The 25,157-nt window shown below is 62.3% G+C and carries 23 protein-coding genes; 14 read left to right on the plus strand and 9 right to left on the minus strand.

The window, feature by feature from the left end:
• Nucleotides 1-7: 7 nt before the first annotated feature.
• The 8 genes from J3Q04_RS24955 (at nucleotide 8) to J3Q04_RS24990 (ending at nucleotide 9,481) form a co-directional block, all read left to right on the plus strand.
• Nucleotides 8-460, plus strand: a complete 453-nt coding sequence (locus tag J3Q04_RS24955; protein WP_420767134.1) for a T6SS effector amidase Tae4 family protein — start codon at nucleotides 8-10, stop codon at nucleotides 458-460.
• Nucleotides 457-882 (plus strand): hypothetical protein, encoded by a 426-nt coding sequence (locus tag J3Q04_RS24960; RefSeq protein ID WP_434608825.1) that lies wholly within the window; start codon nucleotides 457-459, stop codon nucleotides 880-882. Before J3Q04_RS24955 ends, J3Q04_RS24960 begins: the two co-directional genes overlap by 4 nt.
• Nucleotides 876-1,388, plus strand: coding sequence for a type VI secretion system baseplate subunit TssE (gene tssE, locus J3Q04_RS24965; RefSeq protein ID WP_420767132.1), 513 nt, complete (start codon nucleotides 876-878; stop codon nucleotides 1,386-1,388). The genes J3Q04_RS24960 and tssE overlap by 7 nt, the downstream gene beginning before the upstream one ends.
• Nucleotides 1,385-3,244: a type VI secretion system baseplate subunit TssF gene (gene tssF / locus J3Q04_RS24970; RefSeq protein ID WP_434608822.1), complete on the plus strand. Its 1,860-nt coding sequence runs from the start codon at nucleotides 1,385-1,387 to the stop codon at nucleotides 3,242-3,244. The genes tssE and tssF overlap by 4 nt, the downstream gene beginning before the upstream one ends.
• Nucleotides 3,208-4,260 (plus strand): type VI secretion system baseplate subunit TssG, encoded by a 1,053-nt coding sequence (gene tssG / locus J3Q04_RS24975; RefSeq protein WP_434608820.1) that lies wholly within the window; start codon nucleotides 3,208-3,210, stop codon nucleotides 4,258-4,260. The genes tssF and tssG overlap by 37 nt, the downstream gene beginning before the upstream one ends.
• Nucleotides 4,253-6,943 carry a type VI secretion system ATPase TssH gene (gene tssH / locus J3Q04_RS24980; protein ID WP_434608818.1) on the plus strand — a complete coding sequence of 897 codons (2,691 nt, stop codon included), beginning with the start codon at nucleotides 4,253-4,255 and terminating at the stop codon, nucleotides 6,941-6,943. The genes tssG and tssH overlap by 8 nt, the downstream gene beginning before the upstream one ends.
• Before the next feature lie 159 nt (nucleotides 6,944-7,102).
• On the plus strand, nucleotides 7,103-9,040 hold the full coding sequence (gene tssI / locus J3Q04_RS24985; protein ID WP_420767128.1) for a type VI secretion system tip protein TssI/VgrG: 1,938 nt from the start codon (nucleotides 7,103-7,105) through the stop codon (nucleotides 9,038-9,040).
• Between the two features lie 18 nt (nucleotides 9,041-9,058).
• Nucleotides 9,059-9,481 carry a DcrB-related protein gene (locus J3Q04_RS24990; RefSeq protein WP_434561590.1) on the plus strand — a complete coding sequence of 141 codons (423 nt, stop codon included), beginning with the start codon at nucleotides 9,059-9,061 and terminating at the stop codon, nucleotides 9,479-9,481.
• 81 nt (nucleotides 9,482-9,562) lie between these two features.
• On the opposite strand, the gene J3Q04_RS24995 is transcribed toward J3Q04_RS24990, so the two are convergent.
• The 5 genes from J3Q04_RS24995 to J3Q04_RS25015 form a co-directional block, all read right to left on the minus strand.
• Nucleotides 9,563-10,096: a hypothetical protein gene (locus tag J3Q04_RS24995; RefSeq protein WP_434608814.1), complete on the minus strand. Its 534-nt coding sequence runs from the start codon at nucleotides 10,094-10,096 to the stop codon at nucleotides 9,563-9,565.
• Nucleotides 10,093-11,388: a PAAR domain-containing protein gene (locus J3Q04_RS25000; protein ID WP_420767125.1), complete on the minus strand. Its 1,296-nt coding sequence runs from the start codon at nucleotides 11,386-11,388 to the stop codon at nucleotides 10,093-10,095. Before J3Q04_RS25000 ends, J3Q04_RS24995 begins: the two co-directional genes overlap by 4 nt.
• A 24-nt stretch (nucleotides 11,389-11,412) precedes the next feature.
• The gene (locus J3Q04_RS25005) at nucleotides 11,413-11,847 is read right to left on the minus strand and encodes a DcrB-related protein (protein WP_420767124.1); all 435 of its coding nucleotides are present in this window, start codon (nucleotides 11,845-11,847) and stop codon (nucleotides 11,413-11,415) included.
• Nucleotides 11,848-12,143: 296 nt separating this feature from the next.
• Nucleotides 12,144-12,794, minus strand: a complete 651-nt coding sequence (locus J3Q04_RS25010; RefSeq protein WP_420767123.1) for an HAD family hydrolase — start codon at nucleotides 12,792-12,794, stop codon at nucleotides 12,144-12,146.
• A gap of 28 nt (nucleotides 12,795-12,822) precedes the next feature.
• Nucleotides 12,823-13,368 carry a gamma carbonic anhydrase family protein gene (locus tag J3Q04_RS25015; protein WP_420767122.1) on the minus strand — a complete coding sequence of 182 codons (546 nt, stop codon included), beginning with the start codon at nucleotides 13,366-13,368 and terminating at the stop codon, nucleotides 12,823-12,825.
• A 72-nt stretch (nucleotides 13,369-13,440) separates the two neighbouring features.
• Here J3Q04_RS25015 and prlC point away from each other — a divergent pair, with 72 nt between their 5' ends.
• From prlC to J3Q04_RS25030, 3 genes are all read left to right on the plus strand, one after another.
• Nucleotides 13,441-15,519 carry an oligopeptidase A gene (gene prlC / locus J3Q04_RS25020; protein ID WP_434635351.1) on the plus strand — a complete coding sequence of 693 codons (2,079 nt, stop codon included), beginning with the start codon at nucleotides 13,441-13,443 and terminating at the stop codon, nucleotides 15,517-15,519.
• Entirely contained in the window at nucleotides 15,516-15,794 is a 279-nt protein-coding gene (locus tag J3Q04_RS25025) for a YheV family putative zinc ribbon protein (protein WP_434608807.1), read from the plus strand. Before prlC ends, J3Q04_RS25025 begins: the two co-directional genes overlap by 4 nt.
• Nucleotides 15,795-15,909: 115 nt before the next feature.
• The gene (locus J3Q04_RS25030) at nucleotides 15,910-17,925 is read left to right on the plus strand and encodes a M3 family metallopeptidase (protein WP_434608805.1); all 2,016 of its coding nucleotides are present in this window, start codon (nucleotides 15,910-15,912) and stop codon (nucleotides 17,923-17,925) included.
• Here J3Q04_RS25030 and J3Q04_RS25035 read toward each other — a convergent pair.
• Both J3Q04_RS25035 and J3Q04_RS25040 read right to left on the minus strand, forming a co-directional pair.
• Nucleotides 17,901-18,581 (minus strand): dual specificity protein phosphatase family protein, encoded by a 681-nt coding sequence (locus J3Q04_RS25035; protein ID WP_434608802.1) that lies wholly within the window; start codon nucleotides 18,579-18,581, stop codon nucleotides 17,901-17,903. The two genes, J3Q04_RS25030 and J3Q04_RS25035, sit on opposite strands and share 25 nt — an antisense overlap.
• A 228-nt stretch (nucleotides 18,582-18,809) precedes the next feature.
• Complete coding sequence (locus J3Q04_RS25040; protein WP_434608800.1) at nucleotides 18,810-19,193, minus strand: COG4315 family predicted lipoprotein; 384 nt, start codon at nucleotides 19,191-19,193, stop codon at nucleotides 18,810-18,812.
• A gap of 151 nt (nucleotides 19,194-19,344) precedes the next feature.
• Between J3Q04_RS25040 and phoB the strand changes: the two genes are divergently transcribed.
• From phoB to J3Q04_RS25055, 3 genes are all read left to right on the plus strand, one after another.
• Nucleotides 19,345-20,034: a phosphate regulon transcriptional regulator PhoB gene (gene phoB / locus J3Q04_RS25045; protein WP_003177195.1), complete on the plus strand. Its 690-nt coding sequence runs from the start codon at nucleotides 19,345-19,347 to the stop codon at nucleotides 20,032-20,034.
• Nucleotides 20,035-20,115: 81 nt separating this feature from the next.
• Nucleotides 20,116-21,402, plus strand: a complete 1,287-nt coding sequence (phoR, locus tag J3Q04_RS25050; protein ID WP_420767174.1) for a phosphate regulon sensor histidine kinase PhoR — start codon at nucleotides 20,116-20,118, stop codon at nucleotides 21,400-21,402.
• Nucleotides 21,403-21,524: 122 nt separating this feature from the next.
• Nucleotides 21,525-22,865 (plus strand): hemolysin family protein, encoded by a 1,341-nt coding sequence (locus J3Q04_RS25055; RefSeq protein WP_420767116.1) that lies wholly within the window; start codon nucleotides 21,525-21,527, stop codon nucleotides 22,863-22,865.
• Between the two features lie 144 nt (nucleotides 22,866-23,009).
• Here the strand turns inward: J3Q04_RS25055 and J3Q04_RS25060 are convergent, their stop codons facing one another.
• Both J3Q04_RS25060 and J3Q04_RS25065 read right to left on the minus strand, forming a co-directional pair.
• Nucleotides 23,010-23,906 (minus strand): peptidoglycan DD-metalloendopeptidase family protein, encoded by an 897-nt coding sequence (locus J3Q04_RS25060; RefSeq protein WP_420767115.1) that lies wholly within the window; start codon nucleotides 23,904-23,906, stop codon nucleotides 23,010-23,012.
• 248 nt (nucleotides 23,907-24,154) lie between these two features.
• Nucleotides 24,155-25,078, minus strand: a complete 924-nt coding sequence (locus tag J3Q04_RS25065; RefSeq protein ID WP_420767114.1) for a response regulator — start codon at nucleotides 25,076-25,078, stop codon at nucleotides 24,155-24,157.
• Nucleotides 25,079-25,157 lie beyond the last annotated feature (79 nt).

Below are 25,157 nucleotides of genomic sequence, written 5' to 3' on the forward strand. Positions count from 1 at the left end.
CTGAGTCATGGCCAAGCCTGCGTTTATCAATTTGTGGAAAGCGTATTCCGATTTGCGGATAACCCATCCCGATGCAAAGCCTTGCGACGGTCCGTGGGCCAACCAGTGCGCCATACGCATGAGCGTGACGCTCAATGCCGAGAAGACTATCAAAGTCAATAAATTCACCTACACCGAACCCAAGTGTGCCCATGAACACGCCAGGGGCGCCGAATCGTTGGCGAACTGGTTGTGGAAGCACCATCTGGGGCGTCCTACCATCCTCAGCAATAGCGCCGCCGACCGGCAGAAGTTGATGAGCAAGACCGGGTTGATATTCTTCAAAGACTGTTATCGGCAACAGGGCCAGACCGAGGAAAACCGCACCGGCGATCACATCGATCTATGGAACCGGGGCGTGACTCAAACCGGTGATCTTTTCTACAGGTCCAAGGCTGTCTGGTTCTGGGAGCTGACATGATGAAAAAGCACCTGCTCGCTGCTTGCCTGGCGATGAATCTGGTTTGCCTGAGCGCATGTGCCGAACATACCGAGACGACGGCAACCCGAGCTGTTTTCGCTGGGCAAGCACTTAGCCTGATTGACGATCAAGGCCAGTGCGCACTGCTCAAATCCGACCAGAGCCGCATGCAATTGGATATGGAATGGCCCTGCAGCTTTATGTTGGACAAGCAGCAGCTGCGCGTGGAGAAGTTCAACGAAGTACCGATATTTGCGGTTTGGCGTAGCGAGCACATGCCCGCGCCCAGTCGCGATTGCATCACCAAGATGCAGGCTATCCGTCAGATGCCGCAGGGCTTTGAAGCAGCTCCGGTAAGCATCTATGCATTCTGCGGCCCGGGAGCGGACCAGAAAATGTACGTAGCGCCATTCACGTGGTAACCGAAATCGCCACCCGCGATCGCTTGCAACCGTCCCTGCTGGACCGGCTGACCGACGACGATCCGACCAACCCCAAGGAAAGCGCCGACAAGCGCGTGCTTTCCCTGACGCAATTGAAAGCCTCGGTGCTGCGTGACCTGGCGTGGCTGCTCAACACCACCTCGCTGCTCGACGGCGATGCCACGCTGCACACGCCGGCGGGCACGTCGGTGGTGAATTTCGGCCTGCCGGCGCTGGCGGGCAACAGCGCGTCGAACGTCGACGTCGCCGCCCTGGAGACCTTGATCCATCAGGCCATCGCCACGTTCGAACCGCGCATCCTGCGTCACACGTTGCGCGTGCGAGCCCGGGCGACGGCCGAGATGAACCACAACGCCCTGAGCTTCGAGATCGAAGGCGACCTCTGGGCGCAGCCGGTGCCGCTGCGCCTGATGCTGCAAACCGACCTGGACCTGGAAACCGGCCACGTGCGCGTCGTCAACGCCGACCAGCGGAGACGCCCATGAACCCGCGCCTGCTGGAGCTGTACAACCAGGAATTGCACCACGTGCGCGAAAGCGCCGCGGAGTTCGCCAAGGAATACCCCAAGATCGCCAGCCGGCTGACCTTGGCCGGGATGGACTGCGCCGACCCGTATGTCGAGCGCCTGCTGGAAGGCTTCGCCTATCTGACGGCGCGGGTACAACTCAAGCTCGACGCCGAGTACCCGACCTTCACCCACAACCTGCTGGAAATCGCCTACCCGCACTACCTGGCGCCGACGCCGTCGATGACCGTGGTGCAAATGCAGGCCGACCCGGACGAAGGCTCGCTGAGCAGCGGTTTCCCGCTGCCCCGCGATACCGTACTGCGCGCCGCCCTGGGTCGCGAATCCCAGACTTGCTGCGAGTACCGCACCGCTCACCCGGTGACGTTGTGGCCGTTGCAGGTCAGCCAGGCCGAATATTTCGGCAACCCGTCCGCCGTGCTCGGGCGCCTGGCCGCCAGCGAACCGAAAGCCAAGGCCGGCCTGCGCCTGACCCTGCGCACCGGCGCCGAGCTGCCGTTCAACAGCCTGGCCCTGGACAACCTGCCGCTGTACCTCAGCGGCGCCGACGAACAGCCCTTCCGCCTTTACGAACAGCTGCTGGGCAACGCCTGCGCGGTGTTCGCGCGCCAGCCCGGCGGCAATTGGGTCGAACGGTTGCCCCAAGATGCATTGCGTTCCCAAGGCTTCGATGACGCCGAGGCCGCATTGCCGGTGGTGTCGCGGGCTTTCCAGGGCTATCGGCTGCTGCAGGAATATTTCGCCCTGCCCCATCGCTTCCTGTTCGTCGACTTCACCCAGCTCAGCCGCGCGGTCAAGCGCTGCGAAGGCCAGGAGCTGGAATTGATCGTGCTGTTCGACCGTCACGATCCGAGCCTGGAAGGCAGCGTTGGCGCTTCGCAGTTCCTGCCGTTCTGCACCCCGGCGATCAACCTGTTTCCCAAGCGCCTGGACCGCATTCACTTGTCGGACCGCGTCAACGAACATCACGTGATCGCCGACCGCACCCGGCCGATGGATTTCGAAGTGCATTCGCTGACGGGGCTGACCGGCCACGGCACCGGGCCGGAGCAACCGTTCCTGCCGTTCTACGCCGTGCGCGATCCGTCCCGCTATGGCCGCGACAAAGCCTATTACACGGTACGCCGTGAGCCGCGCGTGCTGTCCAGCGACCAGCGCCGCAACGGCCCGCGCTCGACCTACGTCGGCAGCGAGACCTTTGTCAGCCTGGTGGACAGCCAGCAAGCGCCCTATCGCCACGACTTGCGCCAGCTGGGGGTGACCGCGCTGTGCACCAACCGCGATCTTCCGCTGTTCATGAGCGTGGGCAACGGCAAGACCGATTTCACCCTGGCCGACAGTGCGCCGGTGGGCGCGGTGCGTTGCGTGGCAGGTCCCAGTCGTCCACGGGCCAGCCATGCCCATGACGCCAAGGCCTGGCGATTGATCAGCCAGTTGTCCCTGAACTACCTGTCGTTGAGCGAACAGGGCCAAGGCGCCGCCGCCCTGCGTGAGCTGCTGCGACTGTACGGCGACAGCAACGACGCCGCGCTGCAATTGCAGATCGAAGGCTTACGGGAGGTCAGCAGCAAGGCGTGCACCCGACGCCTGCCGATGCCCGGCCCGATCGTCTTTGGGCGTGGCCTGGAGATCATCCTGGAATTCGATGAAAACGCGTTTCGCGGCACCGGGGTGTTCCTGCTCGGCGCGGTACTGGAGCGCTTCCTGGCACGCTACGTGTCGATCAACAGTTTTACCGAGACGGTGATCCGTACCACCGAACGCGGCGAGATCATGCGATGGAAAGCCAAGCCCGGACGTCGTCCGACCCTTTGAGTACCCTGGAGGCGATGCACCAGGAACCCTGGGAATACGACTTTTTCCAGGCGTTGCGGCGCATCGAATGTGAAACCCCCGAACTGCCGCGCCTGGGCCATTCCCTGCGCCTGGCCGATGACCCGTTGCGCCTCGGGCAACAGGCCGACTGTACCTTCGCCCCGGCGACCCTGGCCTCGGTGCAACCGGGCGTGGACGGCGCGCCGGCGCGCCTGGAACAGTTCTTCTTCGGCCTCGGCGGCCCCAACGGCCCGATGCCGCTGCACATCACCGAATACGTGCGCGAACGCCAGCGCAACAATGGCGACAGCACCAGCAAGCGCTTCCTCGACGTGTTCCACCATCGCCTGCTCAGCCTGTTCTACCGGGCCTGGGCCGAAGCGCGGCCGACCGTCAGCCACGATCGCCCGGACGATGACTATTGGTCGGCGCGCCTGGCGGCACTCAGCGGCCGGGGCATGCCGAGCCTGCTCAACCAAGGGTTGATCCCCGACACGGCGAAGCTGCACTACAGTGGCCACCTCTCGGCGCAAACCCGTTATCCGGACGGCCTGAAGGCGATCCTCAGCGAGTATTTCGGCCTGCCGGTGGAAATCGAAGAATACGTCGGCCAGTGGCTGGAACTGCCGGAGCGCAGCCGCGTCGGTGTCAGCGCCCATCAGTTGGGCGTGGACTTCTGCCTGGGCCGTTTCGTGTGGGACCGCCAGCACAAATTTCGCATTCGCCTGGGCCCGCTCAAGCTCGATGACTACATGGGCATGCTGCCCGGCAGCCAACCGTTCAACGAGCTGGTGGCCTGGGTCGCCGAATACCTGGGACACGAGCTGGACTGGGACCTGAACCTGGTGCTGGAACAGCCCGAAGTGCCCGCACTACAACTCAATGGCCGTTTCCGCCTGGGCTTCAACACCTGGCTGGGACGACCTGAAAAAGATGCCAACGATCTAATACTGGCCCGGCACTACGCCGAACAGGCCAACACCTCACAGACCTCAAGGAGCCATGAGCATGGGTGAAATCAGTCGCGCCGCGTTGTTCGGCAAACTCAACAGCGTGGCCTACAAAGCCATCGAAGCCGCCACCGTGTTCTGCAAATTGCGCGGTAACCCTTATGTGGAGCTGGCCCACTGGTTTCATCAATTGCTGCAACTGCAGGACTCGGACCTGCACCGCATCATCCGCCAGTTCAACATCGAGCCGGCGCGCCTGGCCCGTGACCTGACCGAGGCACTGGATCGTTTGCCACGCGGTTCGACATCGATCACCGACCTGTCCTCCCACGTTGAAGAAGCCGTGGAACGTGGCTGGGTCTACGGCAGCCTGATGTTCGGCGAAAGCCAGGTGCGCACCGGTTATTTGGTGCTGGGCATCCTCAAGACGCCGAGCCTGCGCCACGCGCTGCTGGGCCTGTCGTCGGAGTTCGACAAAGTCAAGGTTGAAGCCTTGAGCGAACGCTTCGATGAATACGTTGGCGACTCGCCGGAAAACGCCCTGGCCGCCAGCGACGGTTTCAACGCCGGCGCGGTGCCGGGCGAGGCCAGCGGCGCGATGGCCCCTAGCGCCATGGGCAAGCAGGAAGCGCTCAAGCGCTTTACCGTCGACCTCACCGAGCAGGCCCGCAGCGGCAAGCTCGACCCCATCGTCGGCCGTGACGAAGAGATCCGCCAACTGGTGGACATCCTCATGCGCCGTCGGCAGAACAACCCGATCCTCACCGGTGAAGCCGGCGTGGGCAAGACCGCCGTGGTCGAAGGCTTTGCCTTGCGCATCGTCGCCGGCGACGTGCCGCCGTCCCTCAAGGACGTGGAGCTGCGCAGCCTCGACGTGGGCCTGTTGCAGGCCGGCGCGAGCATGAAAGGCGAATTCGAACAACGCTTGCGCCAGGTCATCGAAGACGTCCAGGCCTCGCCCAAGCCGATCATCCTGTTCATCGACGAAGCCCACACCCTGGTGGGTGCCGGTGGCGCCGCCGGCACGGGCGACGCGGCCAACCTGCTCAAGCCGGCCCTGGCCCGCGGCACCTTGCGCACCGTGGCCGCCACGACCTGGGCCGAGTACAAGAAGCACATCGAAAAAGACCCCGCCCTGACCCGCCGCTTCCAAGTGGTGCAAGTCGCCGAACCGTCTGAAGACAAAGCCCTGCTGATGATGCGGGGCGTGGCCTCGACCATGGAAAAACACCATCAGGTGCAGATCCTCGACGAAGCCCTGGAAGCCTCGGTCAAGTTGTCCCACCGCTACATTCCCGCGCGCCAGTTGCCGGATAAATCCGTGAGCCTGCTGGACACCGCCTGCGCCCGCGTCGCCATCAGCCTGCACGCCGTGCCCGCCGAAGTGGACGACAGCCGCCGCCGTATCGAAGCGCTGGAAACCGAGCTGCAAATCATTGCCCGCGAGCACGCCATCGGCGTGGCCATCGGCAGCCGCCAGACCCAGAGCGAAAGCCTGCTGGGCGCCGAACGTGAGCGTCTGGCGGAGCTGGAAAGCCGCTGGGCCGGAGAGAAAACCCTGGTGGACCAATTGCTGGAAACCCGCGCCACCCTGCGCGAGCGCGTCGGCGCGGTGGACAGCGAAGACCGCAGCGAAGCTTCTGACAACGAAAGCCACGCCCTGCGCGAGAAACTGGTGGACCTGCAACAGCGCCTGACCGCCCTGCAAGGTGAAAACCCATTGATCCTGCCGACCGTGGATTATCAGGCCGTGGCCTCGGTGGTTGCCGATTGGACCGGTATCCCGGTGGGCCGCATGGCCCGCAACGAGCTGGAAACCGTGCTCAACCTCGACCAGCACCTGAAAAAACGCATCATCGGCCAGGACCATGCCTTGCAGATGATCGCCAAGCGCATCCAGACCTCCCGCGCCGGCCTCGACAACCCGAGCAAGCCGATTGGCGTGTTCATGCTCGCCGGCACCTCCGGCGTGGGCAAGACCGAAACCGCTCTGGCCCTGGCCGAAGCCATGTACGGCGGCGAGCAGAACGTCATCACCATCAACATGAGCGAGTTCCAGGAAGCCCACACCGTGTCCACCCTCAAGGGCGCGCCACCGGGCTACATCGGCTACGGCGAAGGCGGCGTGCTGACCGAAGCCGTGCGGCGCAAACCGTACAGCGTGGTGCTGCTGGACGAGGTTGAAAAAGCCCACCCGGACGTACATGAGATCTTTTTCCAGGTATTCGACAAGGGCGTGATGGAAGACGGCGAAGGCCGGGTGATCGACTTCAAGAACACCCTGATCCTGCTGACCACCAACGCCGGCACCGAGCTGATCGCCCAGGTCTGCAAGGACCCGCAAAACGTGCCCGAGCCGGAAGAGATCGCCAAGGCCCTGCGTCAACCGCTGCTGGAAATTTTCCCGCCGGCGCTGCTGGGTCGCCTGGTGACGATCCCGTATTACCCGCTCAGCGATGAGATGCTCAAGGCCATTACCCGCCTGCAACTCAACCGCATCAAGAAGCGCGTGGAGAGCACCCATAAAGTGGCCTTCGACTACGACGACGCGGTGATCGACCTGATCGTCTCGCGGTGCACCGAAACCGAAAGCGGCGGGCGCATGATCGACACCATCCTGACCAACAGCCTGCTGCCGGACATGAGCCGCGAGTTCCTCACCCGCATGCTCGAAGGCAAGGCCATGGCCGGCGTGCGGATCAGCGCGGTGGACAATGAACTGAAGTACGATTTCAGCGATGCGGCCTGACTTCAGGTAACACCGCACGACCCTGTGGGAGCGAGCCTGCTCGCGAATGCAATCTGTCAGTGACATCCTTGTTGACTGACACACCGCTTTCGCGAGCAGGCTCGCTCCCACAAGGGCTATTCGGTTCCGTCAGTTATTACCATTTACATGAGATCACCGATGCTATTCAACCAAGCCTCACGCCTGGCCAAGATCACCAGCCCGCTGGGGCCCGAGGTGTTGTTGCTCAAGGACATGGGCGGCGGCGAAGAGCTGGGGCGGCTGTTCAACTATGAGTTGCAGCTGCACTCGCTGGACAACGCCATCGACCTCAATCAGGTGCTCGGCAAACCGATGTGCGTGAGCGTTCAGCTGGACGGTGGCGGCGAACGGCATTTCCACGGCATCGTTGCGCGCTTCAGCCAGAACGTCGACCAGGGCCAGTTCGCCAGTTACCAGGCCACGCTGCGCCCTTGGTTGTGGTTGCTGACACGCACCTCCGACTGCCGGATTTTCCAGAACCTGACCATCCCGCAGATCATCAAGCAGGTGTTTCGCGACCTGGGTTTTTCCGACTTCGAAGACACCCTCAGCCGCCCGTATCGCGAGTGGGAATACTGCGTCCAGTACCGCGAGACCAGCTTCGATTTCGTCAGTCGACTGATGGAACAGGAAGGCATCTATTACTTTTTCCGCCATGAACAGGGCCGTCATGTGCTGGTGCTGGCCGACGCCTACGGCGCCCACACCACGGCGCCCGGCTATGGATCGGTGCCTTACTACCCGAAGAACGAGCAGCAGCGCGAGCGCGACCATATCCACGACTGGCACCTGGCCCAGGAAGTCCAGCCGGGTTCGCTGGAGCTTAACGACTATGATTTCCAGCGCCCCAGCGCGCGCATCGACGTGCGCTCGGCCATGCCCCGCCCGCACGCTGCCGGCGACTATCCGCTGTTCGATTACCCGGGCACCTACGTGCAAAGCGAAGACGGCGAGCACTACGCCCGCACCCGAATCGAAGCCTTGCAGACCCAGCACGAGCAGGTCGAGCTGGCGGGCAACGCCCGGGGCCTGGGGTCGGGGCATCTGTTCAGCCTCACCGGCTTCACCCGACAGGACCAGAACCGCGAATACCTGATCGTCGGCGCGCGCTATTACATCTCCCAGGAAAGCGGCGAGAGCGGCGTCGGCGCGCCTTCGGCACAGTTCGAAAGCAGCCTGACCTGTATCGACGCCCAACAGAGCTTCCGGCCGATGGCGATCACCCACCGGCCCATCGTCAAGGGACCGCAGACCGCGTTGGTGGTCGGCCCCAAGGGCGAGGAAATCTGGACCGATCAGTTCGGCCGGGTGAAGGTGCACTTCTATTGGGACCGGCACGACCAATCCAACGAAAACAGCTCGTGCTGGATTCGCGTGTCGCAGTCCTGGGCTGGCAAGAACTGGGGCTCGATGCAGATTCCACGCATCGGCCAGGAAGTCATCGTGAGCTTCCTCGAGGGCGACCCTGACCGGCCGATCATCACCGGTCGTGTCTACAACGCCGAGCAGACCGTGCCCTACGACCTGCCTGAAAATGCCACCCAGAGCGGCATGAAGAGCCGTTCGAGCAAAGGCGGCACGCCGGCGAACTTCAACGAAATCCGCATGGAAGACAAGAAAGGCGCCGAGCAGTTGTACATCCACGCCGAGCGCAACCAGGACATCGTAGTCGAGGTGGACGAAAGCCATTCGGTGGGCCACGACCGCAACAAAAGCATTGGCCACAACGAAACCGTGACCATCGGCAACAACCGCCTGCGCATCGTCAAGCAGGAGGACATTTTGTCGGTGGGCCAGCGCAAGACCGACAGCATCAGCCAGAGCTACGTCATCGAAGTGGGCGAGAACCTGCGCCTGGTGTGCGGTGAAAGCATCCTGGAGCTCAACGCCAGCGGCCAGATCAACCTGACCGGCGTGCAAATCAGCTTTTACGCCAGCGGCGATGCCGAATTCAACACCGGCGGCGTGCTGCACCTGAACAATGGCGGCGGCCCCGGCGCCACGCCGGACGGCCAGGGCGTCAAGGCCAGCATCGACGCGAACGTCGCCGCCGCGTTCCCGGCGCCCAAGGGCTAATTCAGAGAACCAAGCACCATGACTTACCGCCTCAACGAATTCCAGCTGCAACTGCCGCCCGCCGAGTTGCTCGACGCCTCGATCAATATCCTCAAGTTCCCTGAACTGGGCACGTCGCTGATCGTCAGCCGCAGCCTGCTGGCCGAGGGTGAAACCTTGCAAAGCAATCTCGACGAGCAGCTCAAGCGCTTGGAGAAACAAGTCCAGGACCTGCGCTGCCAGCCGGGCGCCACCCTGCGCGTGGGTGCGAACCAGGAAGTCGAAGCCATTGAATTACGCAGCCAGTTCAACAAGGGCAACGAGAAGGTCTTCCAGTATCAACTGGCGCTGGTATTGCCGGGCACGCGCAAGATGCTTGCCTTGAGCTATGTAAAAGCCCAGAAGCTGGGCGATGCCGAGGCAGCGCACTGGGCGACGATCAAGGGCTCGTTGACGTTTTGATGCGCAGGCGTGAACCCCTCGCTACAGAGCGGCTTCGTACCTGCGATGTCGGCTTTTTGTCCTGACCAGGCAACGGCCCGCTCAGATATTGGCCGGCACGAAATCCGGCCCGCCCAACTTGTCCCGCACCATCACCGCCGAACGCATCAAGGGCGTCCACATGCCGTCCGGGCTGTTCCACGCCGCACCGGCCCACCGCGTATCGGCCACCAGTTCGGCCTTGTGGTTTTCCAACAGGCGCTTGAGGGCCAAGGCGACGCCGCCCATGTCCACGTCGAACAGATCGCCGTAGGGGCCCAGCGGCTGCTGGCGCTGCTTGTCCTGGCAGAAACGGTAATACCAGACCCAATCGGCAGCGATGTAGATCGCCCGTGTCCGGTCTGGATATGTCGCCAGCATCCGCAACAGGCCCGCCACGAATCGCGCCGGGAAACTCGGGTCATGGGTCTGGAGCCAGTAGGGCATGAGCAACCGGTCGAACGCCGCGACTACGTTTTGGGGCTCGTCGTTGTCGTTCTTGGCCTCGAGAAAGTAGAACGGCTCGCCCACCAGGAATTTATCCAATTCATCATTGGCGAGGGCCAACAGCAGCACGTTGTCTTGCGGGTTGTTCATTGGATTCTCACTACGTCTCGGGTCGTCATCAGCGCATTGATGTCGTTGCCGTGGGCGATGGGCACGTTGTCCAGCACGGCTTCGCGCATGCCGCCTGGATGGGTCAGGCCGCCGGGTCGCCATAGGGAGTTCACACCGCCCTCGTTGCCGGTCGGCATCAGCACCTTGGGCTTGTCCAGGTTCATCATGTAGATGTCCTTGCCCACCAGCGACCCCGGATCGTAACCCAAGGCCGATTCCAGTACCGAAACGTCGCCGGTTTTTTTGTACTCGGCGACCACCGCGTTCAGGTCCGACTTCGCCATGACGAACTTGTTCGGGTTGAACGACCCGTATTTGGGGTTGGAAATATCGTCGGCGGTGAAGAGGAAACTGCCGCCCTCATCCTCGAAGGTCTTGAGGTGCTTGTCGATGTATGGGCCTTCGAGATAGTCGCTCGGCGGTGGCCGGCTGCCCTTGGGGATCGCCATGATATCGGCCTCGGTCGTGCCTGGCTTGTAGGCCGCGACACGCGGTTTTGGCCCCGCGCCGAGACGCGCCATTTTCGGCCCCAGCCCCAGCAGCGCCATGCCGGCGATGCCTTGAAGCAGATCGCGATAACCGGGGCCGAGGCGGTCGCCCAGGTCGCCCAGCAGCGCCATGCCGCCCATCATGGCGCCACCGATGACCACGAACCCGGCAAAAGCCGCCGCCCCGGCCATCGCCGCCAACACGGCGGCAGCGCCCATGGCCACCAACCCCAATGCTTCAAGTCCGGTGTGCAGCCAGCCTTCGATGTCGAGAACAAACGCCACCGAGACCGTCGGCCCGCCGATGAACGTATTCGCGCTGCCAGTCTTGATGTGGGCGCCGCAGACCATCTTGCTCTGCAACCGCGCCGCCGGTTTCCCATTGATGTAGACCGTGGCGCTGCCTTCGGCGATCAGCACCGGGAACGGCCAGATCGGATGGTTCATTGGCAGCCCCGTGCAACCGGCCGACATGTCGACGCCAGCGCGCATGGCATTGCGTCGGTTGATGTGCACGTTGAGACTGCCCATGATCAACGCCCCTGTCGTGGGCTCGGGCAAGTTGAAAATGGTGTTCAGGCCCTTGAGGATCTGGAACATCGACAACCCGCCGGCGGCAATCGAACCGGCCATGATTGCCAGCGCCACGCCCCCGGTCGCCACGGTGGCCGCCACAACCGCCGCGCCGATCAATGCCCCGGCCACGGCACCGGCGACCATCGCGGCGACACCAAAACCGTGGGCTATTTCATCGCCAAGGCGCGCAGCAGCCAGCATGTCCATTGCGTTGTCTTCTTCCTGGAATGATCAGGCGGTCGCCGGCAAGACCTTGAACGAATGCATGGCCGCTTTCCAGGCCGGCTCGTGAAACACGAGATCGTTCGGCGTTGTGGTCAGCGTGGTAATCAGCCCCACGGGCTGGCGGTCGATAAACACCTGGCGCAGCATCAACTCTCGCCCTTCGCGCTGCCAGCTGTAATCAAGCAACACTGCGGCGCGCTCGTGCAGCAAGAAATCCCAACGCTTGATCAGCTTGAAACCCGGTAACTGCTGTTCGGCGCTCGCCAGTTGTTGGTCTACATAGTCGTTGAACGGCGTATCGCCCCGGCTCGGATCGCGGCTGATGACGAAACTGGCTTCCTTGGCACCGCCAACGGCAGGCAGCTTGAAGATATTGATGCTCTGGTCCTGCCAACTGTCAGGGATGTCGAGATCGGCTTCGTGGAGGCGGTAGAGCGTCATGATTCGGGTCGTTTCCAGGCAGAGGGAGGCATCAACGAGCGAGAGATCTTCAAGCAATGAATGGCAACAATCAAGGTGCCTGGAGAGAGCGTTTTCGAGGCCATGACGCCAGTCTCATTTTTAGGTAGCACCCAGAGGGACGGCCCAACGACGCCCTCGGTCCCGTGACGAGCGAGCTTGCTCCCGCTCGGTTGCGCAGCGAACGCAAGATTATTAGGGCCGCTGCGCTGCCCAGCGCGAGCAAGCTCCCTCGCCACGGGCCCTAGGCAAGCTGTCAGGCTTTGTCGATGCCTTGATCAGGTTCGCAGGAATGCCCGGTGCAGCTCATCCAACGTCTGGAAGTGGTGCACCGGGTTTTCCGCGCTCAATTCCTCGAAACTGCCAAACCCATACCCCACTGCTGCGGCGTCCAGGCCGTTGCTGCGGGCACCGATCAGGTCGTGTTTGCGATCGCCGATCATCAGGGTGGCGGCCGGGTCCAGGCTTTCTTCGGCCATGAGATGGGCGATGAGCTCGACCTTGTCTGTGCGGGTGCCGTCCAGTTCGCTGCCGTAGATCACCTTGAAGTGCTTGGCGAAGTCGAAATGGCGGGCAATTTCCCGGGCGAAAACCCAGGGCTTGGACGTGGCGATGTACAGCTGCCGATTTTGATCGGCGAGGGTTTCCAGCAGCGGCAGGACGCCATCGAACACGCGGTTTTCGTACAGGCCGGTGACCTTGAAGCGCTCGCGATAGAAAGACACCGCCTCCCAGGCTTTCGCTTCATCGAAGCCGTAGAACTGCATGAAAGCCTGCAACAGAGGCGGGCCGATGAAGTGTTCGAGGCGGGTCAGGTCGGGTTCGTCGATGCCCAGTTTGCTCAGGGCGAACTGGATCGAACGGGTGATGCCTTCCCTGGGGTCGGTAAGGGTGCCGTCGAGGTCGAAGAGTACAGTCTGGTAGTGCATGAAAATTCCTGGGCAGTGGCGGGACGGTTCAGGGCTGGTCGTAGCCTTCGGCCAGATGCAGGTCCTTGAGCTTTACGTAGTTCGCCGCGCTGTAGGTGAAGAATGCGCGTTCCTTGTCGGTCAGGGGGCGGACCTGTTTCACCGGGCTGCCGACGTACAGGAAGCCGCTCTCCAGGCGCTTGCCCGGCGGCACGAGGCTGCCGGCGCCGATGATGACGTCGTCCTCGACCACCGCGCCGTCCATGACGATGCTGCCCATGCCGATCAGAATTCGACTGCCGACGGCGCAACCATGGAGCATGACTTTGTGGGCGATGGTCACGTCATCGCCGATCAATAACGGAAAGCCATCGGGGTTGAACGGGCCGGCGTGGGTGATGTGCAGCACGCAGCCGTCCTGGACGCTGGTGCGCGCGCCAATGCGGATGCGGTGCATGTCGCCGCGGATGACCGTCAGCGGCCAGACGGAGCTGTCTTCGCCGATTTCGACGTCGCCGATCACCACCGCGGTGCTGTCGACAAAAGCCCCACGGGCAAGCCGCGGGCTGTGATTCTGGTACGTGCGAAGGGTCACGATAGGCTCTCTCTTATCGGGTGATAGGCGCTGCTAGCTGCGGTGAACGCCGATTGTAATTAAGATGGGCCGATGTTTCTTCCAGCGAAGGTGTCAACCGTGAGCGTGAACAACCCTCTTTTGCAGCCCTACGACCTGCCGCCATTCTCGGCGATCCGCGCCGAACACGTGCAACCGGCCATCGAGCAGATCCTGGCTGACAACCGTGCCGCCATCGCCGAAATTCTCAAGACCCAAGTCAAGCAGCCTACCTGGGCCGGCCTGGTATTGGCGATGGACGAGCTCAACGATCGCCTCGGCGCGGCCTGGAGCCCGGTGAGCCATCTGAACGCCGTGCGCAACAGCCCCGAACTGCGCGAAGCCTACGAGGCATGCCTGCCGGCGCTCAGTGCCTACTCCACCGAACTGGGCCAGAACCGCGAGCTGTTCCAGGCCTTCGAAGCCCTGGCGAACAGCCCCGAGGCGGCCGGTTTCGATGTGGCGCAAAAAACCATCCTGGAACATTCCCTGCGCGATTTCCGCCTGTCGGGCATCGACCTGCCGCCCGAGCAGCAGAAGCGCTACGCCGAAGTGCAAAGCAAATTGTCCGAGCTGGGCAGCCGCTTTTCCAACCAGTTGCTCGACGCGACCCAGGCCTGGACCAAGCACGTCACGGACGAGGCCGCCCTCGCCGGCCTGACCGACTCGGCCAAGGCGCAAATGGCTGCCGCCGCCCAGGCCAAAGGGCTGGATGGCTGGCTGATCAACCTGGAATTCCCTAGCTACTACGCCGTGATGACCTACGCCGAAGACCGCGCCCTGCGCGAAGAAGTCTACGCGGCCTACTGCACTCGCGCCTCGGACCAGGGCCCGAACGCCGGTCAGAACGACAACGGCCCGGTGATGGAACAGATCCTCGACCTGCGCCAGGAACTGGCCCACCTGCTGGGCTTCGCCAATTTCGCCGAGTTGAGCCTGGCGACCAAGATGGCCGAGTCCAGCGACCAGGTGCTCAGCTTCCTGCGTGACCTGGCCAAGCGCAGCAAACCGTTTGCCGCCCAGGACCTGGAGCAACTGAAAGCGTTCGCCGCCGAACAGGGCTGCCCCGACCTGCAAAGTTGGGACAGCGGCTTCTATGGCGAGAAACTCCGCCAGCAGCGCTACAGCGTCGCCCAGGAAGCCCTGCGCGCCTACTTCCCGATCGATAACGTGCTGAGCGGCCTGTTCACCATTGTGCAGCGCCTCTATGGGATCGAGATCGCCGAGCTGAAGGGCTTCGACAGCTGGCACCCGGATGTGCGCCTGTTCGAGATCAAGGAAAACGGCCAGCACGTCGGCCGGTTCTTCTTCGACCTCTATGCCCGCGCCAACAAGCGTGGCGGCGCCTGGATGGACGGCGCACGTGATCGCCGCCGCACCGTCGACGGCGTCTTGCAAAGCCCGGTCGCCAACCTGGTGTGCAACTTCACCCCGGCCGACAGCGGCAAGCCGGCGCTGCTGACCCACGACGAAGTCACCACGTTGTTCCACGAGTTCGGCCATGGCCTGCATCACCTGTTGACCCGCGTCGAACATGCCGGCGTGTCCGGCATCAACGGTGTGGCTTGGGACGCCGTGGAGCTGCCTAGCCAGTTCATGGAAAACTGGTGCTGGGAACCCGAAGGCCTGGCGCTGATTTCCGGCCATTATGAAACCGGCGAACCGCTACCCCAGGACCTGCTGGAGAAAATGCTCGCGGCGAAAAATTTCCAGTCCGGCCTGATGATGGTTCGCCAGTTGGAGTTCTCGCTGTTCGACTTCGAGCTGCACGCCACCCACGGCGACGGCCGTAACGTACTGGAAGTGCTCGAAGGCGTGCGCGACGAGGTGTCGGTGATGCGTCCGCCGGCCTACAACCGCTTCCCCAACAGTTTTGCGCACATCTTCGCTGGCGGCTACGCGGCGGGTTACTACAGCTACAAATGGGCGGAAGTGCTGTCTGCCGATGCGTTCTCCAAGTTCGAAGAGGACGGCGTGCTCAACGCCGACACCGGTCGCGCCTTCCGCGAAGCGATCCTGGCGCGCGGCGGCTCCCAGGAGCCAATGGTGCTGTTCGTCGACTTCCGTGGCCGCGAGCCGTCGATTGACGCACTCTTGCGTCATAGCGGCCTGAGCGAGGACGCGGCAGCATGAGCGAGGGGCCTGTGATTACCAAACGACGCTTTATTGCCGGGGCGGTCTGCCCCGCGTGCAGCGAGCCGGACAAGTTGATGATGTGGAACGAAGACGGCGTGCCCCATCGCGAATGCGTGGCCTGCGGTTATTCCGACACGCTCAACGAGCAAGGCCTGTCGGTGCCCAAGGAATTGGGCACCCGGGTCAACACATCGGCGCTCAAGACGCCCGATGCGAAAGTCCAGGCGGTGCAGTTTTTTCCCAACCCGAAATTGAAGAAAAAAAACGACTGACATCTTCGGCATCACCTTCCGGGCCGTTCGGCCCGGAAGCGATACATAGTTACCGCAAGGTTGCCCCCTTTCCTGATCAGACTGACCTGACACGTCCGACTGACAGGAAGCCCCCATGCAACACGCTGATAACCCCCTGCTGCAGCCTTACGACCTGCCGCCCTTTTCGAAGATCCAGGCCGAACACTTCTCCCCGGCCCTTGACCAGATTCTTGCCGAGAGCCGGGCCAAGGTCGCCGAGATCATCGAGACCCAGGCCTCCTTCCCGACCTGGGACGACCTGGTGCTGGCGATGGACGAAATCCATGGGCGACTGAAAGGCTTCGGCTATGTACTGGACCGCATGGCATCCACCAGAAGTGGCGAGGCCTGGGCGCGGGCTTCACTCGACTGCGAGGAGCGCCTGGATGATTTCCAGCGATCGCTGCTGCGCAATACCCAATTGTTTCAACTTTACCAACGCCTGGCAGACAGCGAGATCGCCGCGCACTTTTCCCCAATCAGGAAGAGGACGCTGAATAAAATCCTGCGGCAATGGCGCCGGGACGGCATGGGCTCCGCCGCGCAGGACGCCGTGGACGATTTACAGTCACGTATCCTGGGTGCGCGGAACTTGTTCCTGGAACACCTGCATGAAGCAAACAAAGCCTGGCGCAAGGCCTTCCAGGATGAAGCGGCATTGAGCGGCCTACCGATTTCGTTCAAGCAGCAGATGGCCGAGCAGGCACGTAAACAGGGCCTGTCCGGTTGGTTGCTAACCCTTAACGACGAGTCGTTTCGCATCGTCACCCGCTATGCCGAGGATCCCGTTCTGCGCAAGCAGATGTACGTCGCCTATAGCACACGCGCGTCGGACCAAGGCCCCCACGCTCGGGTTTTCGACAACGGCGAAGTGCTGCGCCAGCTGGTCAGGGATCGTCATGAGCTCGCGACGCTGCTCGGCTACGCAAATTATGCGCAGATGGCGATCGAGCCAGAGCAAGCACAGTCGCCGCAGGAAGTCCTGTCGTTTCTCAACGGGCAGCTCGAACAGCAACAAACATCGTTCGACAACGACAAGAAGCAGCTCCAGGCATTTGCCAGGACCCGAGGCTTCAGCAGTGTGGAACCTTGGAACTATCAATTCCTGGCACAACAGCTTCGTCGCAAGACGGCCGGCGTTTCGGAACAGGACGTCAGCGCCTGGTTTGCGTTGGAGCCGACGTTCGCACGGTTGCTGCTGGTCGCCCGGGACCTCTTTGGCGTGGATATCATCGAACGTGCGGACGTGACGACCTGGCACCCGCAGGTGCGTCTTTTCGAAGTCAGCGAGCGAGACGAAACCCTCGGCTATTTTTATTTCGATCCCTTCGAACATGCGGGCCAGAATGGCTTCCCCAATACCAGCACCCTGCGAAACCGCCGCATCACCGCCGAGGGCCGGCCTCGTTATCCTATCGCCGTGCTCAATGGCTGGCTGCCACAAGGTTCCGCTACGAGCCCGCTGTTGCTGGACCATCGTCAGCTACGAATGCTCTCTCACGAGTTGGGGCATTGTTTGCACCATGTGTTGAGCCGAGCCGAATACCGCGACGTGTCAGGGATCGGCGAGCTCAGCCGGGACGCCGCCGAGTTCGCTGGGGTGCTGTTCGAACAGTGGTGCTTGTCCAAGCCATTCCTGATCCGGGTATCGAAGCACCACCAGACCGGGGCACCGTTGCCGGACCACGTCGCCGACCGATTGCTGACGTATCTTGAGACCCAAACCAGTTGGGACGTAGCGACGTTCCTGCGCGCTGCGTTATTCGACATGGAACTGCACCGCAGCCATGGCGACGGGCGAACGCCGCAGCAAGTATTCGACCAGGTCCGCAGGCAAGTTGGCCACTTGCCGGTGTTCGCGAACGAACGCTGGCCCAATGGCCTGGATTACATGGTCACGGGCTACGCCGCCGGGATTTACGCCTACGCCTGGTCCCGGAACCTGGCCATGACTGTATTCAAGCGGTTCAAGCGCAACGGGTTGTTCGACCGGGAGACCGGCAAGGCGCTGCGCGAAACGATATTGGAACGCGGCGATTCACGACCACTGTCCGAGTCCATCGCGGATTTCTTGCAGGCGACCGATCAACGGGAAGGAACAAGCGTCTGAGGGTCGAGATGATGCGCCGTCGTCGTCGAGTTGACCCAGCTCTTGAGCGAGCACAGGGCAAAAACGCTGGTGCTGCAATCGCCGTTCTTCAATGCCGTGCGCAGTTTCTCCACGTCAACCCGCATGACGTAGCGGACCCCGTCCTTGAAAGAGTGACTGTCACCGAAGCCGCCCTCGGTCATCTCGTCCAGCGCGTCCTCCTTGCTCCAGCCCTGGACGACAATCCTGTACATGGCGGCCACTAAGCCGGTGCGGTCCGAGCCATGCTTGCAATGCATGAGCACCGGGCCATGAGCCTCGGCATCCTCGATGGTTCGAAGTGCCTTTAGAATATCGCTGTCGTCGACGTGATTGGTGCGATAAGGCAATTGAACCCGCTCGATGCCCGGAGCCGCCAGCCAACTGGCATCCGAATCGGGCAAGAAGTTGATGACCGTGCCGATATTGAGTCTTTTTAGCAGGGAGACGGCGCCTTCATCCGGCAACGCGCTGCGGTATAGCGTCGGGGACATCTGGTAGAGGTTGTACTGCTTTCCCACCGGCTGGGCCCATTCGGCAGGCCGCGCCTGCGTCGTCTCCGCAGCCTGGGTTGCGGGGGCGGCGAGCATCAGCAGCAGAACCAGGCAGGACACGGGGTGAAGGCGGAACTTGAGCATGGGGCGGCGACCGGAAGACCACGGGGGCTAAGGCGGTCAGTTTCCGGCGGCGTCGGTTAAAAAGCCGTGAGCGGGACGTCAATGTGGCGTGAAGGCTCGATGTTGTTCAAGGAAGCTTGCTCCCGCTCGGTAGCGCAGCGACCGCTGGATTGTGGGGCCGCTACGCCCGAAGTGTCGGACAGGCCCAGCGGGAGCAAGCTTCCACAAGCGCAATCTGAACGCCGAAGGTCATTTAGTCTTGGCCACTTTCCATGCACCGTCCATCTTGCCGTCGCCAGTCATGTCTCCGGCCTTCTTGTCCATTACGAAGGTGTACAGTGGTTTACCCTTGTAGGCCCACTGCATCGAGTCATCGTCACGCTTGATCACGGTCCAGTCCCCCTTGGATTCATCTCCCTTCTCGGCCATCAGCGGCGGCCAATTAACCGCGCACTGGCCATTGCATGCGGACTTGCCGGCCGAGTCCTTGGCAAAGGTATAAAGGGTCATACCCTTGTGGTCAGTGAACATGCCATCCTTCTCCATTGCAGGCTCGGCAGCCATCGCCAATCCAGGCAGAACCAGGGCAGCAGATATCAGCAGGGCTTTGAGAGAAACATTCACGCGCGTCATGGAAACCTTCCTTTGCAGTTGTCAGGATTCGGACTCAAAGCGTAGTCCAGGATCCCCTTTGCTGCCGCCTCAGGAAATAACTGTCACACGACTGCAATAATTCCGTTATCTAATGCGGCGCAAGACAGTTAAATGACAAGAGGATTAACCCATGGTTGGCAGGAGCATTCTGATCGTCGACGACGAGGCGCCCATTCGCGAGATGATCGCCGTTGCGTTGGAGATGGCCGGCTATGACTGCATGGAAGCAGAGAACTCCCAACAGGCCCACGCCATCATCGTCGACCGCAAGCCCGACCTGATTTTGCTGGACTGGATGCTGCCCGGCACGTCAGGCATCGAGCTAGCGCGGCGCCTCAAGCGCGATGAGCTGACCGGTGACATCCCGATCATCATGCTCACCGCCAAGGGCGAAGAGGACAACAAGATCCAGGGCCTGGAAGTCGGCGCCGACGACTACATCACCAAGCCGTTTTCCCCTCGGGAACTGGTGGCGCGCCTCAAGGCCGTGCTGCGTCGCGCCGGGCCGACGGATGGCGAAGCGCCCATCGAAGTCGGCGGCCTGCTGCTCGACCCGATCAGCCACCGGGTGACCATCGATGGCAAGCCCGCCGAGATGGGCCCGACCGAATACCGCCTGCTGCAATTCTTCATGACCCACCAGGAGCGCGCCTACACCCGCGGGCAGCTGCTGGACCAGGTCTGGGGCGGCAACGTGTACGTCGAGGAACGCACCGTGGACGTACACATCCGGCGCCTGCGCAAGGCCCTCGGCGATGCCTACGAGAATCTGGTACAAACCGTGCGCGGCACCGGGTATCGTTTCTCGACAAAGGCCTGATACGAGCCCTTACCGCCCGACAAGCTGACAAGGACGCGCGTTGACGTGAATCAAAACTGGCATGGCACCCTCATCCGCCATATGTTGTTGCTGGTTACCGGATGCCTGTTGATCGGCCTGATCACCGGATATTACGGCTGGAGCCTGGCCGTGGGGCTGGCGCTTTACCTTGCCTGGACCCTCAAGCAATTGCTGCGCCTGCATGAGTGGCTGCGCCTGCACCAACCCGACGAAGCCCCGCCCGACGGCTACGGCTTATGGGGCGAGGTGTTCGATAGCATCTATCATCTGCAACGGCGCGACCAGCGCGTTCGTGGCCGCCTGCAAGCGGTGATCGACCGCGTCCAGGAATCCACCGCGGCGCTCAAAGACGCGGTGATCATGCTCGACAGCGAAGGCAACCTGGAGTGGTGGAACCGCGCCGCCGAAACCCTGCTGGGCCTCAAGACCCCCCAGGACAGTGGCCAACCGGTGACCAACCTGGTTCGCCATCCGCGGTTCAAGGAATATTTCGAGCAGGACAACTACGCCGAACCCCTGGAAATCCCTTCGCCCACCAACGATCGATTGCGCATCCAGCTCTACATCACCCGCTACGGCAACAACGAGCATTTGATGCTGGTGCGGGACGTGACGCGCATCCATCAGCTGGAACAGATGCGCAAGGATTTCATCGCCAACGTGTCCCACGAGCTGCGTACCCCGCTGACGGTGATCTGCGGTTACCTGGAAACCTTGCTCGACAACGTCGAGGAAGTGAACCCGCGCTGGAGCCGGGCCTTGCAGCAGATGCAGCAACAAGGCGGGCGCATGCAGACCTTGCTCAACGATTTGCTGCTGCTGGCGAAACTGGAAGCCACCGATTACCCGTCGGACAACCAGCCGGTACCCATCGACGAACTTCTGCAGATCATCGTCGAGGATGCACAGGAACTGTCCGGCCCCAAGCAACAGGCCATCACCCTCGAAGCCGACCCGGCCGTCCAGCTCAAAGGCAGCGAGGCGGAACTGCGCAGCGCGTTTTCCAACCTGGTGTTCAACGCGGTCAAGTACACGCCAGAACAAGGACGGATCCACGTCCGCTGGTGGGGCGATGAACAGGGCGCGCACCTGAGCGTGCGCGATTCCGGTATCGGCATCGACAGCAAGCACCTGCCGCGCCTGACCGAACGCTTCTACCGGGTCGACTCCAGCCGCAACTCCAACACCGGCGGCACGGGGCTGGGACTGGCCATCGTCAAACACGTCTTGCTGCGCCACCGTGCACGCATGGAAATCAGCAGCGTGCCCGGTCACGGCAGCACCTTCACCTGCCATTTCGCTCCAGCACAGGTGGTTCGCGCGCGCCTCCCCAACCGCGACGAGTGACGCCGACCAGCCCTTCCCTCTAGGCAATCGCCAAGTCAGCCGCTACATTGGCTGACTTATGCCTGCCTTTTCAGGCACTGATTTCGAACCTTACGCACTTACGGAACCTGCAAAACTCCATCATGGACCCTTCCCCTGGCTTGTCCCTCGTTACGCTCTTCGCCGAATTCGGCATGATTCTCTTTGCTTTGATCCTGGTCCTGCTCAACGGATTTTTCGTTGCGGCGGAGTTCGCCATGGTCAAGCTGCGCTCGACCCGGGTCGAGGCCATCGCCGAGCAGCATGGCTGGCGTGGGCATATCCTGCGCACTGTCCATAGCCAGCTCGACGCCTACCTGTCGGCTTGCCAGCTGGGTATTACCCTCGCCTCCCTGGGCCTGGGCTGGGTCGGTGAGCCGGCGTTCGCCCATATCCTCGAGCCGTTGCTGGGCGCGATCGGTGTCGAGTCGCCGGAAGTGATCAAGGGCGTGTCGTTCTTCACTGCGTTCTTCATCATTTCCTACCTGCACATCGTGGTCGGCGAGCTGGCGCCCAAATCCTGGGCGATTCGCAAACCCGAGCTGCTGTCCTTGTGGACGGCCGCGCCGTTGTACCTGTTCTATTGGGCCATGTACCCGGCGATCTACCTGCTCAATGCCAGCGCCAACGCCATCCTGCGCATCGCCGGCCAAGGCGAGCCCGGGCCTCATCATGAACACCACTACAGCCGCGAAGAGTTGAAGCTGATCCTGCACTCCAGCCGTGGCCAGGACCCAAGCGACCAAGGCATGCGCGTGCTGGCTTCCGCCGTGGAAATGGGAGAGCTGGAAGTGGTGGACTGGGCCAACTCCCGGGAAGACCTGGTGACGCTGGAGTTCAACGCGCCGCTCAAGGAAATCCTGGCGATGTTCCGCCGCCACAAGTTCAGCCGTTATCCGGTGTACGACAGCGAGCGCCAGGAGTTCGTCGGCCTGCTGCACATCAAGGACCTGCTGCTGGAACTGGCGGCCCTGGATCACATTCCCGAATCGTTCAACCTGGCCGAACTGACCCGGCCATTGGAGCGCGTGTCGCGGCACATGCCGTTGTCGCAATTACTGGAACAATTCCGCAAGGGCGGCTCGCACTTCGCCGTGGTCGAAGAGGCCGATGGCAACATCATCGGCTACCTGACCATGGAAGACGTGCTGGAAGTGCTGGTGGGCGACATCCAGGACGAACACCGCAAGGCCGAGCGCGGCATCCTGGCCTACCAGCCGGGCAAGCTGCTGGTGCGCGGCGACACGCCGCTGTTCAAGGTCGAACGCCTGTTGGGGATCGACCTGGACCACATCGAAGCCGAGACCCTGGCCGGGCTGGTCTATGAAACCCTCAAGCGCGTGCCGGAAGAGGAAGAAGTGCTGGAAGTCGAAGGCCTGCGGATCATCATCAAGAAGATGAAGGGGCCCAAGATCATCCTGGCGAAGGTGTTGATGCTCGATTGACCGTCCCGGCGGGCCTCCTGTGGCGAGGGAGCTTGCTCCCGCTCGGCCGGTCCGACGCTTCGGGCGCAGCAGTCGTCGCTTTTGGGGCCGCTTCGCGGCCCAGCGGGAGCAAGCTCCCTCGCCACGAAAAGCCCCCGCGAACGTCTACTGCTTACCCACCGCAAAATTGGGCAGGTCGCCCACCGGTTGGTTGAACTGGTAGGGAATCGACACCAGCCCCAACCCGGTATTGCGCTGTACCACGAAATGCAGGTGCGGGCCGGAGCTGTTGCCGGTGTTTCCCGAGAGCGCCAACGGCGTACCGACCGCCACCCGCTGCCCTTCCCGTACGCTCACCGAGCCCTTTTGCAGGTGCAGATAGACACCCATGGTCCCGTCGTCATGCAGCACGCGCACGAAGTTGCCGGAAGGGTCGGTGCCGCGTCCGGTCTGCGAGTTTTCGGTCTTGACCACCACGCCGCCCCGCGCCGCGATGATCGGCGTGCCCTCGGGCATCGCGATGTCCATGGCGTAGCGGTTCTTGGGACCGTAGTGGCTGTATTGGCCATTGGCACCCTGGCTCAATCGAAACGGCCCGCCGACCCAGGGCAGCGGGTAGCGATACGCCTGCGCGGTGCCTGCCGGGTCGCCCAGGGAATATTCGAACCTTGGGGTGTACACGAGGGGCCTGCCGGGCCGGGTGGCGGTGAGCAGCGCCAGGCGCAGGTTGCTGCGCGCTGGCATCACCCGACGAATCGGCCGGCTCGGCGCCCCGCTGACGTTGCGCAACCCGACGAAACTCAGCTCGATCTCGACGGGCGCATACAGGTCATTGCGCACGTAAACCGCGTCCGCGCCCTTCTGCTTCTTGATATCGAGGAACACCTGCCGCTCCAGGCGTTCGACCATCCGATCACGGAACACGAACACCTGGGCGCCTTTGCTGGGGCGGTCGCTATAGGAAACCACGCCATTGGCATCGGTGGATTTGTAGATGGTCATGGCCAGGGCCGGGGTGGCGGCCAGGACGAGACCACAGGCGAACAACAACGGCACGAGCATGGGCAAGAATTCTGTCGAAATGAAGGCCTGCAAAGCAGCCTAGCAGCTGGGATGGACCAGCGTAGTCGGCAGATGTTTCAAAAATGGATCAGCGGTCGGTGTTGGAGCTGATGGCCTCTTCGCGAGCAGGCTCGCTCCCACAAGGGATCTGCTGCGGACACAAATTTTGTGACAAACACAGATCAGTGTGGGAGCGAGCTTGCTCCGGGCGGCGATCCGACGAAAGCGGACTGAGGGGCGCCGCCGTATCAGGCGCCCGGTACGAAGTGCTTCTGGGCGGTGCCGCGGGCGATCAGGCGGGAGATGTAGTCGAGTTTCTGCGGGTCTTTGTCGACGAAGCGGAAGGTCAGTTGCAACCATTCGCTGTCGGGCGTCTGCTCATGGGCGACGATGGCGTGCAGGTAGCCGTTCAGACGAGCGGTCTCGGCGTTGTCGCCTTGTTCCATATCCAGTACCGAGCTTTCCAGCACTTGCGGCAGCGTATCGGTGCGCTTGACCACCAGCAGCGCTTCCTTGAGGCTCAGGGCCTTGATCACGCATTGCTGGGTGCCGCTGGACAGGCGCAACTGGCCTTGGCCACGGTTGGTCGGCGAAGTGGTGGCGGCCGGTGCCTTGACCGGCGGGCTGTTGAGCAAACCACGGGCTGGAGCAGCTGGGGCGGGCACAGGGGCGGCGGGGGCCGACGCAACAGCCGCCGTCGGGGGCTTGCCACCGGTCAGGGCGCTGAGGGAGTCATTGCCAAACGCCGAGTTCATCTTGGTCGGCGCGCTGTTCATGAGTGTGTCGAGCTTGCCAACCTTGTTCAGGGCCTGTTTGACCTTGGTCAGCAGCTGTTCATTGGTGAAAGGCTTGCTGACGTAGCCGGATACGCCGGCCTGGATGGCCTGGACCACGTTCTCCTTGTCGCCACGGCTGGTCACCATCACGAAGGGCATGCCTTTGAGGTTGTCCTGCTGGCGGCACCAGGTCAACAGTTCCAGGCCGGACATCTCCGGCATTTCCCAGTCGCACAGCACCAGGTCGAACGCTTCACGGGCCAGCAGGGCCTGGGCTTTCTTGCCGTTCACCGCGTCTTCAATGCGGATACCTGGGAAGTAGTTGCGCAGGCACTTCTTCACCAAGTCACGAATGAACGAAGCATCGTCCACGACCAACACACTGACCTTACTCATCCAGATACACCTCTAAAAAATCCCGGCAAGCATACCGCCTTACTGATGGCATATTGCCAAAAAGCTTCAGTCACGCCGG

Source organism: Pseudomonas sp. D4-21 (assembly GCF_051132125.1).
Taxonomy (GTDB): domain Bacteria; phylum Pseudomonadota; class Gammaproteobacteria; order Pseudomonadales; family Pseudomonadaceae; genus Aquipseudomonas.

Coding starts and splice junctions, on each gene's coding strand:
- J3Q04_RS24955 (WP_420767134.1), top strand. CDS start 8: ATGGCCAAGCCTGCGTTTATCAATTTGTGGAAAGCGTATTCCGATTTG.
- J3Q04_RS24960 (WP_434608825.1), top strand. CDS start 457: ATGATGAAAAAGCACCTGCTCGCTGCTTGCCTGGCGATGAATCTGGTT.
- tssF (WP_434608822.1), top strand. CDS start 1,385: ATGAACCCGCGCCTGCTGGAGCTGTACAACCAGGAATTGCACCACGTG.
- tssG (WP_434608820.1), top strand. CDS start 3,208: ATGGAAAGCCAAGCCCGGACGTCGTCCGACCCTTTGAGTACCCTGGAG.
- tssH (WP_434608818.1), top strand. CDS start 4,253: ATGGGTGAAATCAGTCGCGCCGCGTTGTTCGGCAAACTCAACAGCGTG.
- tssI (WP_420767128.1), top strand. CDS start 7,103: ATGCTATTCAACCAAGCCTCACGCCTGGCCAAGATCACCAGCCCGCTG.
- J3Q04_RS24990 (WP_434561590.1), top strand. CDS start 9,059: ATGACTTACCGCCTCAACGAATTCCAGCTGCAACTGCCGCCCGCCGAG.
- J3Q04_RS24995 (WP_434608814.1), bottom strand. CDS start 10,096: ATGAACAACCCGCAAGACAACGTGCTGCTGTTGGCCCTCGCCAATGAT.
- J3Q04_RS25000 (WP_420767125.1), bottom strand. CDS start 11,388: ATGGACATGCTGGCTGCTGCGCGCCTTGGCGATGAAATAGCCCACGGT.
- J3Q04_RS25005 (WP_420767124.1), bottom strand. CDS start 11,847: ATGACGCTCTACCGCCTCCACGAAGCCGATCTCGACATCCCTGACAGT.
- J3Q04_RS25010 (WP_420767123.1), bottom strand. CDS start 12,794: ATGCACTACCAGACTGTACTCTTCGACCTCGACGGCACCCTTACCGAC.
- prlC (WP_434635351.1), top strand. CDS start 13,441: ATGTTTCTTCCAGCGAAGGTGTCAACCGTGAGCGTGAACAACCCTCTT.
- J3Q04_RS25025 (WP_434608807.1), top strand. CDS start 15,516: ATGAGCGAGGGGCCTGTGATTACCAAACGACGCTTTATTGCCGGGGCG.
- J3Q04_RS25030 (WP_434608805.1), top strand. CDS start 15,910: ATGCAACACGCTGATAACCCCCTGCTGCAGCCTTACGACCTGCCGCCC.
- J3Q04_RS25035 (WP_434608802.1), bottom strand. CDS start 18,581: ATGCTCAAGTTCCGCCTTCACCCCGTGTCCTGCCTGGTTCTGCTGCTG.
- J3Q04_RS25040 (WP_434608800.1), bottom strand. CDS start 19,193: ATGACGCGCGTGAATGTTTCTCTCAAAGCCCTGCTGATATCTGCTGCC.
- phoB (WP_003177195.1), top strand. CDS start 19,345: ATGGTTGGCAGGAGCATTCTGATCGTCGACGACGAGGCGCCCATTCGC.
- phoR (WP_420767174.1), top strand. CDS start 20,116: ATGTTGTTGCTGGTTACCGGATGCCTGTTGATCGGCCTGATCACCGGA.
- J3Q04_RS25055 (WP_420767116.1), top strand. CDS start 21,525: ATGGACCCTTCCCCTGGCTTGTCCCTCGTTACGCTCTTCGCCGAATTC.
- J3Q04_RS25060 (WP_420767115.1), bottom strand. CDS start 23,906: ATGCTCGTGCCGTTGTTGTTCGCCTGTGGTCTCGTCCTGGCCGCCACC.
- J3Q04_RS25065 (WP_420767114.1), bottom strand. CDS start 25,078: ATGAGTAAGGTCAGTGTGTTGGTCGTGGACGATGCTTCGTTCATTCGT.